The following is a 12935-nucleotide window of genomic DNA, read 5'->3' as shown; positions in this document are numbered from 1 at the left end:
CGGCTCAGATATTATTATCGGCGCCAGAATGCCGGTGAAAAGAGTACGAGCAGGGTGAAAACTTCGAGTCGTCCCAGCAGCATGGCCAGGCAGAGAATCCACTTTGCCGAGTCATTCAGGTCGCCATAGTGTAAGGCGACGCCCCCAAGCCCCGGGCCGAGGTTGTTCAACGTCGCGCCCACGGCTGACCAAGCGGTGACTTGATCGAGTCCTACCGCGAGTAACCCGATCAGCATGATCACAAACACCAGCAGATAAACCGAGAAGAATCCCCAGACCGCTTCCAGAACGTTGTCCCCGATCGCCCTGCGACCGAGCTTGACGGGGATGATGGCGCTGGGATGGATCAGTCGCAGGATCTCACGGTGCCCCTGTTTGAGGATCAACAGTATGCGAATGACTTTCATGCCGCCGCCGGTAGAACCTGCGCAGCCCCCGGCAAATGCCGCGACAAAAAGCAGGAACGGCAACATGGATGGCCAGTGTGAAAAATCGGACGTTGTAAAGCCAGTGGTGGTAGCGATGGAAACCACCATAAATGCCGACTTGCGCAGGCTGTCCAGTGGTTCGAATGCGCCTGTCAGGATCAACGATATGAAAGCGAAGGCGGTAATGCTGCCGAGTAAAACGAGATAGAACTTGAACTCCGGATCCTTCAGATAGTGGAGCAGCGTTCGTTGGCGCCAGGCGAAAAAGTGCAGGCCGAAGTTAACGCCAGACACAATCATGAAGAAGATGCAGATCGCTTCGATCAGGGGGCTGTCGAAGTAGGCCATGCTGGCATCATGTGTCGAAAAGCCGCCGATGGCCACCGTTGAGAAGCTATGCCCTATGGCATCGAACAGTGTCATGCCAGCCGCCCAATAACCCAGTGCGCACACCACTGTGAGTGATAGGTAAATGTACCAGAGCGCCTTCGCGGTTTCGGTGATGCGTGGAGTCAGCTTTGAGTCTTTTACAGGTCCGGGCGTCTCTGCGCGGTACAACTGCATGCCCCCGATGCCAAGCATCGGCAGGATGGCAACTGCCAGCACGATGATGCCCATGCCGCCGAACCATTGTAGCTGCTGCCGATAGTAGAGGAGTGACTTCGGCAAGGTGTCCAGTCCGGTCATGACGGTAGCGCCGGTGGTGGTCAGCCCGGAGAGTGACTCGAATATCGCATCGGTAAAGCTTAGGTGTGGCGACTCTGATAGCTGCAGTGGTAATGAACCGGCCGCTGCTAGAACGCTCCAGAAAAGTACAGTAATCAGAAAGCCATCGCGTGTGCGCAGGTCCTGTCGAACATTGAAAACCGGTATCCAGATCACAAAGCCGGTAAGGAGCGTGATGGCGAATGCGACGGCAAATGCATGAACAGCACCATCGTTATAGTAGAGGGATACCAGCATCGGAGGTATCTGGGTGATGCTGAATATCATCAGCAGAATACCGAGGATGCGACATATCACTTTAAAATGCATGCTTTAGATCCGTTGCTGGCGCAGATACCGGTTAGAAGAACGTCAGGCCCACTTGGAAGAGGCGTTCAACATCGTTTATGCGGCGGTTGTCGACCAGGAACAGGATGACATGATCACCGTTCTCGACGACAACGTCGTCATGCGCAATAAGGACCTCGTCCTTGCGTACGATTGCGCCGATGGTTGTGCCCGGCGGCAGCGCAATCTCTTCAATGGTGCGACCTACAACCTTGGAGCTGCGCGGATCGCCGTGCGCTACCGCTTCAAGCGCCTCGGCAGCGCCGCGCCGCAGCGAATGTACGGCCGCTACGTCACCGCGTCGCACGTGCGTCAGAAGAGCGCCTATGGTTGTCTGCTGCGGAGAGATGGCGATATCGATCACGCCACCCTGAACAAGATCAACGTATGCAGGGTTGTTGATCAGTGTCATGACGGTGCGGGCGCCGAGGCGTTTGGCGAGCATCGACGCCATGATGTTGGCCTCGTCGTCGTTGGTGAGCGCGCAGAAAACGTCGGTGTCTTCGATATTCTCTTCCAGCAGCAGTTCTCTGTCCGACGCGCTGCCGTGCAGCACAATGGTGTTGTCGAGATTGCGGGCGAGCAGGTTACATCGGGTGATGTTACGCTCGATGATCTTGACCTGGAACTGATTTTCGATGGTGCTCGCCAGGCGTGCGCCTATGTTACCGCCGCCTGCGATGATGATCCGTTTGTAGGGTGTATCGAGCTTGCGCAGCTCACTCATGACCGCACGTATGTCGCGTTGTGCGGCAATGAAGAACACTTCGTCGTCTGCCTCGATAACGGTATCGCCTTTGGGAATGATTGGCCGATCCTGACGGAATATGGCGGCAACACGGGTATCGACATTGGGCATATGTGAGCGCAGGTAGGCGATCTCTCGCCCGACGAGCGGCCCGCCATAGTACGCTTTGACAGCAACCAACTGGGCCTTGCCGCCGGCGAAATCGAGAACCTGAAGCGCGCCTGGATGCTGGATCATGCGTTTGATGTGCAGGGTCACCAACTCTTCAGGGCTGATAAGAACGTCGACAGGTATCGCTTTGGCGTCGAAGATCGCCTTGTCTTTCTGCAGGTAGTCGTGCTCACGTACACGAGCGATCTTGGTCGGTACGTTGAATAGCGTCTGTGCCACTTGGCAGGCGATCATGTTGACCTCGTCGCTGTTGGTCACGGCGATGAGCATGTCGGCGTCCTGTGCGCCGGCCTGATCCAGCACGCTGGGGTATGAGGCCTTGCCCTCAACGGTGCGAATGTCCAGTCGGTCCTGCAGCTCGCGCAAGCGGCCGGTATCGGTATCGACTACGGTAATATCATTGGCTTCATTGGCGAGATGGTCGGCAAGCGAACCGCCAACCTGCCCAGCACCCAGAATAATGATCTTCATTCAAAGCCTCTGTCGTTGCTGACCGGTAGGGTGGTCAAGCGTCCTTTGTCAGAATGGCGTAATAAAAACCGTCATGTGCTCCCTCGACAGGGAACAGCTGGCGTCCATATGGGCGTTCAATACCGCAGGAGAGCGGTACAGGAATCGTCCGGGCGTCGGCGTGGAGTTTAACAAAGCGCTCCACGATGCGCTCATTCTCCTGAGGAAAAAGTGAACAGGTAGCGTACACCAGCCGACCGCCGGGCGCGAGTAAGCCCCAAAGATTCTCAAGAATGCTGAGCTGTAGATTGGCAAGCGCAAGAATATCCTCGTTGCGACGCAGCAGCTTAATGTCAGGGTTGCGGCGTATGACGCCGGTGCCACTGCAGGGCGCGTCGACGAGAATGCGGTCGAAAGGTCGTCCGTTCCACCAGTCATGGGCGCTGGCATCGCCGAGATGAAGCACGCATTCGTGGGAGAGCTTGAGGCGCTCAAGGTTGTCGCGTACGCGCTCCAGCCGTGAAGGCTCCATCTCTACGGCGATTACCTCGGCCAGGGAGGGTTGGGTTTCAAGCAGGTGACACAGCTTTCCGCCAGGTGCTGCACAGGCGTCGAGAATGCGCTCGCCAGGCTGAGCATCAAGCAGGGCGCAGGCGAGCTGGGCAGCTTCGTCCTGCACGCTGAAAAAGCCCTGATCAAAGCCTGGCAACTTATGAATATCGATCGCTTCTGACAGTGTGAGCGCGTGTGGTGAATGGGTGCAGGGCGTTGCTTCAAACCCCTCTTGAGAAAGCTTGTCGATCGCTTCATCTCGAGTTAGTAAGCGCTTATTTACCCGTAATGTAAGTGGGCCTTGTATATCGTTGGCCTTGAGGATCGACTGCCAGTGATCCGGCCAGTTGTGCCTTAGCTTGTCGATCATCCAGCTTGGGTGGTTCCATTGGAACTGCTCATCGTGCTCAAGACGGGTTTCGATATCGGCCTGCTCACGTTGGAAGCGGCGTAAAACGGCATTGAAGAGTTTCCCCGCCCACTCTTTTTGCAGATCGCGAGTGCCCTGAACAGTTTCGCTAACGGCGGCGTGAGCCGGTATGCGCATACTGCGCAGCTGATAGAGGCCGACCAGCAACAGGGCCTGAAGGTCACGGTCCTGCGGTTTGAAGGGGCGCTTGAGTAATACCGCCGATATGGCTTCAAGCCGATACAGATCACGCAGCGTGCCGTAGCAGAGCTGCCGGAGCAGAGGTCGGTCCTGAGCCGGACAGCGCTCGAGCGCAGGCGGTAAAACCGCCTTCAATGAGCCGCGTTGGTTCAGTAATGGCTCGATAACACGCGCCGCTTCAACCCTGATATTCATCGCATCAACCCAACACTGTGCCTGTAGAGAAACGTTCCTTATGCGCATTTAGCAGCGCGGATACGGCAGTGGGCTTTCCGCCGGGCAGCTGAAGCACGGTAAGCGCCAGACGTCCCTTGCCGGTAGCAACAACCAGGCTGTCAGCCGAGTGAGCCAGGATTGTCCCGGGAGTCTGGCTAGCATCGCCCGATTCCGCCCGTGCACCCCAGACCCGAAGCGTCTGCCCGTTAATCTCAGTGTAGGCGACAGGCCAGGGATTCAAACCTCGGACTTGCCGCTCCAGTTCAATTGCATCGCGGTTCCAGTCGAGAACGCCTTCGCTTTTCTCAAGCTTTGCCGCGTAACAGGCCAAACTGTCGTCCTGAGGTACCGCCTCAAGTTCGCCCTCTGAGAGAGGGGCAAGTGCCTGAACCAATGTCTGAGCCCCGAGCTCGGCAAGCCGGTCATGGAGCAGGCCACTGGTGTCGTCGGCGTGGATCGGGCAGCGCGCGATGCTCAGCATATCGCCGGTATCGAGCCCAGCATCCATCTGCATGATTGTGATACCGGTCTCGGTATCACCGGCCAGTAGTGCCCGGTGAATAGGGGCGGCGCCTCGCCAGCGCGGCAGCAGGGATGCGTGTACGTTGATGCAGCCGAGCCGAGGCGTATCGAGCACTGCCTGTGGCAGGATCAAACCATACGCGACGACGATCATCAGATCAGCCTCGAATGCGGCCAGTTGAGCCTGTGCGGCGCTATCGCGAAGCGTCAGCGGTTGGCACACCTCAATATCGTGTTGCAGGGCAAGCTGCTTGACCGGGCTTGGGGTGAGCTTCCGGCCTCTGCCAGCGGGTCGGTCTGGCTGGGTGTAGACAGCCACCACCTCATGGTCTGTTTTCAATACGGCGGATAGACTGGCAGCGGCGAATTCAGGGGTGCCGGCGAAGATGATTTTCAGGCGCTTGGTCATCGGTGAAACTCTTGGTGAACAAAGAAAAACAGGCTTGCCGTGGCAAACCTGTTTTCAATTCGGATCGGGCTCAGTTACCCGACGCTTCCAGACGGTGTTTCTTTTCCAGCTTGCCGCGAATGCGATTGCGCTTGAGCGTGGAGAGGTAATCAACGAACAGCGTACCGTCCAGGTGATCGAGCTCGTGCTGAATGCAGACAGCGAGCAGGCCCTCGGCGATGAAATCCTGCGCGTTGCCGTCACGGTCTAGCGAGCTTACCTTGATCTTCTGAGGCCGATTTACGTTGTCATAAAAACCCGGAACGGACAGACAACCTTCCTGCATCTCTTCAAGTGTCTCGTCGAGTACCGTATATTCGGGGTTGATCAAGGCCAGAGGTTCCGACTGATCCTCCGACAGATCGATGGTGACGACCCGTTTATGGACGTTTACCTGTGTTGCAGCCAGGCCTATGCCCGGTGCATCGTACATCGTCTCGAACATGTCATCGATGAGCTGTTTAATCGCATCATCAACGACATCAACCGGTTCGGCGATTGTGCGCAGTCGAGGATCTGGGAATTCAAGAATCTTGAGCTTGGACATAGTATCTGCTTAAACGGATGTTCGACGGAGGCGTCGGATGGAGTAAAGTATGATGCGTCCTATTATACTGATAATGTTGTCTAATGCATGCTCAGACGCCTTTGAACCTGCCGACCGGGCCGGGATGCGGAGGTTGTTTGCGTTACAAGGGAACTGAAAATGAACCGATTGCTTTGCGCAACGCTGACCGCCGCTTTTCTGCTGTTGGGCAGCCCGGCTCAGGCTGAGGTCCGTAAGGACCGGATCGAATTGGCTGAAGGACATCCGACCGAGTATGTCGTTGTCAAAGGCGATACGCTTTGGGATATATCCGGGCGCTTCCTGAAATCACCCTGGTTATGGCCCGATGTCTGGTACGTCAACCCGCAGATCGACAACCCTCATCTGATCTATCCGGGCGATATTATTTATTTGACCTGGGTCGACGGTCAGCCGCGTCTCAGCCTCAAGCGTGGTGTACGCAAGCTAAGCCCGCATGCGCGTGTATCGCCGCTGGACAGCGCAATACCGGCTATTCCGCTGAAGGATATCGCAGCCTTCCTGAACGATAACATGGTGATGGATCAGGACCTGCTGGATCACGCACCCTACGTTATCGGTGGCAAGAACGAGCGTATTATCGCCGGCGCCGGGGATCGTGTTTACGCCCGCGGCAAACCCGTCGAGAACGTATCGCTGCAGGGCATCTATCGTCCGGCGAAGCCGTATAACGATCCGTTCACCGATGAGTTGCTTGGCTACGAGGCATATCGGGTTGCAGACGGCCGGATAATGGCACGTGATACCGACAGCCAGGTGATGACCATGGATCTGCTCGACACCAACGAAGAGGTACGCGTACGCGATCGCGTGGTGCCGAACGACGAGAGCCGTATACAGTCGGTGTTTTACCCGTCTGCCGGTGCTGAGCTGCAAAACGCCGTGATTCTGGATGTGCTCGGCGGCGTTGCCAAGATCGGTCAGTTCGACGCAGTGGCACTTAACGTTGGGGCCCGAGAGGGTGTTGAAATCGGTAACGTCTTCGCGGTGTATAACGAGGGCGAGATGGTTCGTGATCCAGTCACCAACGAGACGATATCGCTGCCGTCCGAGCGTGCCGGAATGTTGATGGTGTTCAAAGTATTCGACAAGGTCAGTTACGGCCTGATCATGCGCGCCAACAACGTGATATCCGTGGGCGATCGCCTCAAGACCCCCTGATCTAACGGACATAGCAACATGAGCGATCCAAAGGACTGGATCGCTGCAACCCTGCTGCCAAGGATGGGACCGGCCACTATGGCCCGGTTGCGCTCAGCAGGCGTTGCAGCGTCGGAGCTTATGCACTCCGAACAACTCCCCGGTACTGTTCAATTGCGTCCCGAAACGTTGGACGCCATCCACAACTATCGATCCGGCGGCGCCTTGTATCGCCGTGCATGCGAGCTTGAGCAGCGGGCCGCACATAGTGGCTGGACTCTGCTGACGATTGACTCGCCTCAATACCCCGATCTGCTGAAACAGATACATGACCCCCCGATTTTGCTGTGGATTCACGGTGATCCAGATGTGCTGGCGTTGCCCCAGTTGGCTGTCGTGGGCAGTCGTCACGCAAGCGCAGGAGGTGTGGATCATGCCTACCGCTTTGCCTTGGATCTCGCTGCAGGCGGGCTTGCGATCACCAGTGGATTGGCAAGGGGGATCGATGCGGCCGCGCACAAGGGCGCACTTGATGCAGGGCGTCCGACGTTGGCGGTATTGGGCACGGGGCTTGATCGATGTTATCCCGCTGCGCACCGGGCATTGGCAGAGGCGATCGTGCAAGGCGGCGGAGCTCTGGTGACCGAGTATCCGCCGGGAACGGCGCCTGTGGCACACAATTTCCCGCGCCGTAACCGCATCATCAGTGGCATGAGTATCGGTACGCTGGTGGTCGAGGCGGCTCCTCGTAGCGGCTCGTTGATAACGGCGCGCGAAGCGCTTGAGCAGGGGCGCGAGGTGTTTGCGCTACCGGGCTCCATTCACAACCCGCTCAGCAAAGGCTGCCACAGCCTGATCAAACAGGGTGCTAAACTGGCAGAAAGCAGCGACGACATACTGTCCGAGCTCGGTGCTTTACTGGGCTGCCTGGCGCTGCCGGTCAGTAACCCTGATGACGACCGGCGTCCGAATGACTTACAGGATCCTTTGCTGGAGCAAATTCCATTTGATCCTATCGCTTTTGATCTGCTCGCTGACAGGGTGGATTTACCGGCTGCGAAGTTGCAGCAGGAACTGATGCGTCTGGAGCTGGAAGGTTATCTTGAGTTGCGCGGGGCGTTCATACTGAGAACAGTCTGAGCAATTATCCAGTTGCAAAGAGAAGACTGAGTGGTTAGTTTGCCCTTTTTGTTCGTTATGGGGCATTAGAGCGTGAACGACTGGCATCTGCGTCAAGCTGTTCGGGTACTGCGCAACGGTGGCATCATTGCGTACCCGACGGAAGCGGTTTGGGGCCTCGGGTGTGATCCCTTCAATTCTGCAGCGGTACAGCGCCTGCTGGAGATCAAGCGTCGACCCGAGTACAAAGGGTTAATTCTTGCAGCCGCCAGCGAAGAACAGATCGAGCCTTTGCTTGTGCACCTTTCCGATCAGCAACGCGCGCAGCTTTCAGAGACTTGGCCTGGGCCAAACACCTGGTTGTTGCCGGATACCGAACAACTGATCCCGCGGTGGATAAAGGGCCAGCATTCAGGCGTGGCCGTGCGCGTTAGTGCCCACCCAATTGTACGCGCCTTGTGCGAAGCGTTCGGCGCGCCACTGGTCTCTACCTCGGCAAACGTCAGCAGTGCTCCACCTGCAAAAAGCAAAACGAAAGTTAGGGCTTACTTCGGCTCTGGTGTTGATTTTATTGTAGATGGTGCACTGGGTGGTTTGGATAGGCCGACAACCATACGTAACCTGTCAGATAATTCAGTAGTTAGAACGTAAGTAACTACTCACTTCGGAGATTGTTATGTCAGCACCCGATAAGGCAGCAGTTAAAGCCTATCTGCTTGATTTGCAAGGCAGAATTTGTTCTGCGCTTGAGCGGGCCGATGGTCGTGCGAACTTCATTGAGGATAGCTGGCAGCGAGAACAGGGCGGTGGTGGACGCACGCGGGTCATAAAAGACGGCGCACTCATCGAGAAGGGCGGCGTCAATTTCTCCCATGTATTTGGTGAGGGGTTGCCAGCATCGGCCACTGCCCATCGTCCGGAGTTGGCTGGCCGCCGGTTTGAGGCGATGGGGGTGTCGCTGGTGATTCATCCTCATAACCCCTACGTACCCACCTCCCATGCCAATGTTCGGTTTTTTATCGCCGAGAAGGAGGGTGAAGAACCGGTTTGGTGGTTCGGGGGCGGCTTCGATCTGACGCCTTACTATGGCAACGACGAAGACTGTGTGCACTGGCACAGGACTGCAAAGGCTGCGTGCGACCCCTTTGGAGAGGATATATATCCGCGGTTCAAGCGCTGGTGCGACGAATACTTTTATCTGCGTCACCGTGATGAACCGCGTGGCGTGGGCGGCCTGTTTTTCGATGATCTCAACGAACTTGGGTTTGATCAGAGTTTTGCTCTGATGCGATCAATAGGCGATGCCTATATCCCGGCGTATCTGCCCATCGTCGAGCGGCGCCGCGATACAGCGTATGGCGAGCGTCAACGTGATTTCCAGCTGCACCGCCGGGGACGCTACGTTGAGTTTAACCTTGTCTATGACCGCGGTACGCTGTTCGGTTTGCAGTCGGGCGGGCGCACGGAATCTATTTTGATGTCGTTACCGCCGGAGGTGCGCTGGGACTACGACTGGGCACCGGCGGCCGGCAGCGAAGAGGCCACGCTGTATGAGCGGTATCTCAAGCCTCATGAATGGGTGGAGGGCGTGTAATGGCTGATCGTTACGCCGTTTTCGGCAATCCTATCAAGCACAGCAAGTCGCCGCGGATCCATGCCGCATTTGCCGAACAGACCGGCGAAGCAGTTGAATACTCGGCGCAACTGGTTGAACTCGGAGCGTTTGAAAACGATGTGGCTCGGTTCTTCGCCGAAGGTGGCAAGGGCCTCAATGTCACGGTGCCGTTCAAACAGAACGCCTGGAATATGGCAGCGCAGCGCTCAAGCGCGGCGGAGCGCGCAGGTGCGGTGAATACCCTTTACCAGAGCGCCGACGGTGTTCTATGCGGTGATAATACTGACGGTGTCGGGCTGGTGGCTGATCTGCAGGATAATAACGGTGTCAGCCTCAAAGGTGCGCGTGTGCTGATGCTTGGCGCAGGTGGTGCTGTGAGAGGGGTTCTGGAGCCTTTCCTGGCTGCCGGTGCAGCGGAGATCGTTATTGCCAACCGTACTGTGGCGAACGCTCAGGAGCTGGTGGATCTGTTCGGCGATCTTGGGCATCTGTCGGCCTGTGGTTTCTCCGATGTGGAACCCCGTGCATTCGATGTCATTATTAATGGCACCTCCGCAAGCCTCCAGGGCGAGCTGCCACCCGTGCCAGATGCCGTTGTCGGCCCAGACACTGCCTGTTATGACATGATGTACGGTGCAGAGCCTACGCCCTTCTGTATCTGGGCTAAACAGCAGGGGGCAGCGATCGTGATCGACGGCCTCGGCATGTTGGTGGAGCAGGCTGCCGAATCCTTCCGTATCTGGCGGGGCGTGAAACCCGAGACCCGCGGCGTAATAGCCGAGGTGAGGCGCGAGCTGGCAGGCTGACATATTGGTCTGCACACTATCCCTTGCATAATCAAAGCGTTGGGCGGTATAACGGGATAGAACTCTCTGCTTTAGGGTCGTCCCATGGAAAAGCATACTCCGTTACCGCCCGAGGCCCTCTATCGCACGTGCGATACCGATCTACTCCCATTCCGCACCACTGAAACACTGGAGAACTTCAGCGGGTTCTTCGGTCAGGAACGTGCGCTTGAAGCGATGGAGTTTGGCATCGGAATGCAGCGCCCGGGTTATAACCTTTTTGTCATGGGTAACCCGCATACCGGGCGTTTCTCTTTCGCGACCGTGAATCTTAAAAATGTCGCGAAAAAGCAGCAAAAGCCGAATGACTGGTGTTATCTGAACAACCTCAAGGACAACCGTTACCCGGTTTGTCTCAAGTTGCCGGCCGGTAAGGCGGCACGCTTTCGCCGTGATCTGGGCAAGCTGTTCGATACCATTCTCAGCGAGCTTCCGGCAGCGTTCGAAAGCCCTGGTTATCAGCGCCTGAAAGGGCGGATCGAGCGTGATTTCAACCGCCGCTACGACAGCGCAGTGGAGGAGATCGAGAAACGGGGGCGTGAATTCAGCATCGCGGTGTACCGTGAGGCCGGACAGATAGGATTCACCCCTGTGGCCAACGGCCAGGCGATGGATGAAGCGCAGTTTTCGGCTCTTCCCGAGGAGGAGCGCGAAGCGTTTCAGCGCAACATCGCCGAGCTTGAGGATATGCTCAATGACAACCTGACAGAGCTGCCGAAGTGGCGGCGTGAAGCTGCCGAACAGATGCGTGATCTTGAGCGCGATACGGCGCGTCAGGCCGTATCTGCACCGATACAGGCACTTAAAGAGAGCTATACCAATCTGCCCGGTGTGCCCGCGCATCTCGATCATGTTGAACGTGACTTGATCAAGCACGGTGCCGAGCTGGTGGCGGACGGTGCTATCGAGGCGAAAACCGAGGCGGGGCGTCGCAGTTGGCTCGAAGACAACTACGGCCTTAATCTGCTGGTAGACAACGACAAGACCAAGGGCGCGCCGGTGGTGTTCGAGGCGCACCCGAGTTACGACAACCTGTTCGGGCGTATTGAGTACACCAGCGAGATGGGTGCCATGGTCACCAACTACCAGCTGATCCGCCCGGGTGCGCTGCACCGGGCCAACGGCGGTTACCTGGTTCTGGAGGCCGAAAAGCTGCTTGAGCAGCCGTTTGTGTACGGGGCGCTAAAACGGGCGCTGAAAGCCCATGAGATCCGTATTGAGAACCCGGTCAACGAATATACCGGGGTCACCACCATTACCCTGAATCCTGAGCCCGTTCCGCTAACGGTCAAGATTGTGCTGATCGGGGGCCGCGATACCTATTATCTGCTGCAGGAGCTGGATCACGATTTCGAGAAAATGTTCCGGGTGGTGGTGGACTTCGATGAGGATGTGAGTCGTACACCACATTCGATTCGTCAATATGCGCGTTTGATGAAGACGCTGTCGAGTGAGGAGCACCTTGCAGCCCTGACGCGTGAGGGGGTTGCCCGGTTGGTCGAACACAGCTCACGGCTGGCGGAGGATCAGGAACTGCTTTCTGCGCACATCGGAGAGCTGGTCGATCTGTTGTGCGAGGCAGACTACCGTCGACGCGAGAACGGTGATGATCTGATCAATGCGATCCACGTGGAACATGCGCTGGCGGCCAAGGAGCGCCGCACCGGACGTCTGGCGCAGAAAATTCTTGATGGCATCCTCAATGAAACGGTGCTGATCGATACCGATGGCGAAGCGGTGGGCAAATCCAACGGGCTCACCGTACTTCAGGTTGGCGATGTATCCTTCGGTACGCCTGCGCGTATCACCGCCACGGTACACCCGGGGAATCGCGGTATCGTCGATATCGAGCGAGAGGTTACCCTTGGCCAGCCGATCCACTCCAAGGGCGTATTGATCCTCTCCGGTTATCTCGGCCATAAGTATGCGCGTGACTTTCCGCTTTCGCTGTCGGCCAGCATCGCGCTGGAGCAGTCCTACGGCTATGTGGACGGTGACAGCGCCTCTCTGGCCGAGATCTGTACGCTGATCTCAGCGCTGACCCATATACCGATTCGGCAGCAGTATGCACTTACCGGCTCCATCAACCAGTATGGCGAGGTGCAGGCTATCGGCGGTGTAAACGAGAAGATCGAAGGCTTCTTCCGTCTATGCCAGACGCGGGGCTTTACCGGCAGGCAGGGAGTGATTATCCCCCAGGCCAACGTGCGTAACCTGATGCTGAAGCGCGAAGTGGTCGATGCCGTCAATGAAGGTCTCTTCCATGTGTACGCAGTGGCTACGGTGGACCAGTGTCTGGAGATACTGACGGGTAAACCGGCTGGACGGCTCAAGGACGATGGACATTTCACCCAGCGCAGCGTCGGTGCGCAGATCGTCAAGCGGCTACGGGAGATCGCCAAGGCGAAAGCCTAGACCGTATATTACAAGGG

General features: G+C 57.1%; 11 protein-coding genes. 6 read left to right on the top strand and 5 right to left on the bottom strand.

The window, feature by feature from the left end; genetic code table 11:
• Positions 1–14: 14 nt before the first annotated feature.
• The 5 genes from ADIMK_RS16925 to def form a co-directional block, all read right to left on the bottom strand.
• On the bottom strand, positions 15–1463 hold the full coding sequence (locus ADIMK_RS16925; RefSeq protein WP_036190755.1) for a TrkH family potassium uptake protein: 1449 nt from the start codon (positions 1461–1463) through the stop codon (positions 15–17).
• Positions 1464–1494: 31 nt separating this feature from the next.
• Positions 1495–2871 carry a Trk system potassium transporter TrkA gene (gene trkA / locus ADIMK_RS16920; RefSeq protein WP_036190753.1) on the bottom strand — a complete coding sequence of 459 codons (1377 nt, stop codon included), beginning with the start codon at positions 2869–2871 and terminating at the stop codon, positions 1495–1497.
• 34 nt (positions 2872–2905) lie between these two features.
• The gene (rsmB, locus tag ADIMK_RS16915) at positions 2906–4207 is read right to left on the bottom strand and encodes a 16S rRNA (cytosine(967)-C(5))-methyltransferase RsmB (RefSeq protein WP_036190750.1); all 1302 of its coding nucleotides are present in this window, start codon (positions 4205–4207) and stop codon (positions 2906–2908) included.
• Between the two features lie 4 nt (positions 4208–4211).
• Positions 4212–5159 carry a methionyl-tRNA formyltransferase gene (gene fmt / locus ADIMK_RS16910; protein ID WP_036190749.1) on the bottom strand — a complete coding sequence of 316 codons (948 nt, stop codon included), beginning with the start codon at positions 5157–5159 and terminating at the stop codon, positions 4212–4214.
• Between the two features lie 70 nt (positions 5160–5229).
• On the bottom strand, positions 5230–5745 hold the full coding sequence (def, locus tag ADIMK_RS16905; RefSeq protein ID WP_036190747.1) for a peptide deformylase: 516 nt from the start codon (positions 5743–5745) through the stop codon (positions 5230–5232).
• 159 nt (positions 5746–5904) lie between these two features.
• Here def and ADIMK_RS16900 point away from each other — a divergent pair, with 159 nt between their 5' ends.
• From ADIMK_RS16900 to ADIMK_RS16875, 6 genes are all read left to right on the top strand, one after another.
• Positions 5905–6945 carry a LysM peptidoglycan-binding domain-containing protein gene (locus ADIMK_RS16900; protein ID WP_036190744.1) on the top strand — a complete coding sequence of 347 codons (1041 nt, stop codon included), beginning with the start codon at positions 5905–5907 and terminating at the stop codon, positions 6943–6945.
• 18 nt (positions 6946–6963) lie between these two features.
• On the top strand, positions 6964–8064 hold the full coding sequence (dprA, locus tag ADIMK_RS16895; RefSeq protein WP_036190742.1) for a DNA-processing protein DprA: 1101 nt from the start codon (positions 6964–6966) through the stop codon (positions 8062–8064).
• A gap of 72 nt (positions 8065–8136) precedes the next feature.
• Positions 8137–8694 (top strand): L-threonylcarbamoyladenylate synthase type 1 TsaC, encoded by a 558-nt coding sequence (gene tsaC / locus ADIMK_RS16890; RefSeq protein WP_036190740.1) that lies wholly within the window; start codon positions 8137–8139, stop codon positions 8692–8694.
• A gap of 25 nt (positions 8695–8719) precedes the next feature.
• A complete protein-coding gene (hemF, locus tag ADIMK_RS16885) occupies positions 8720–9637 on the top strand; it encodes an oxygen-dependent coproporphyrinogen oxidase (protein ID WP_036190737.1) in 918 nt (305 codons plus the stop codon).
• Positions 9637–10464 carry a shikimate dehydrogenase gene (gene aroE, locus ADIMK_RS16880; RefSeq protein WP_036190735.1) on the top strand — a complete coding sequence of 276 codons (828 nt, stop codon included), beginning with the start codon at positions 9637–9639 and terminating at the stop codon, positions 10462–10464. The genes hemF and aroE overlap by 1 nt, the downstream gene beginning before the upstream one ends.
• An 84-nt stretch (positions 10465–10548) precedes the next feature.
• Complete coding sequence (locus tag ADIMK_RS16875) at positions 10549–12918, top strand: Lon protease family protein (protein WP_036190733.1); 2370 nt, start codon at positions 10549–10551, stop codon at positions 12916–12918.
• Positions 12919–12935: the final 17 nt, after the last annotated feature.

It is taken from the genome of Marinobacterium lacunae, assembly GCF_000705555.1.
Taxonomy (GTDB): Bacteria; Pseudomonadota; Gammaproteobacteria; order Pseudomonadales; family Balneatricaceae; genus Marinobacterium_D; species Marinobacterium_D lacunae.
This window is presented reverse-complemented; position numbering and strand designations above follow the sequence as displayed.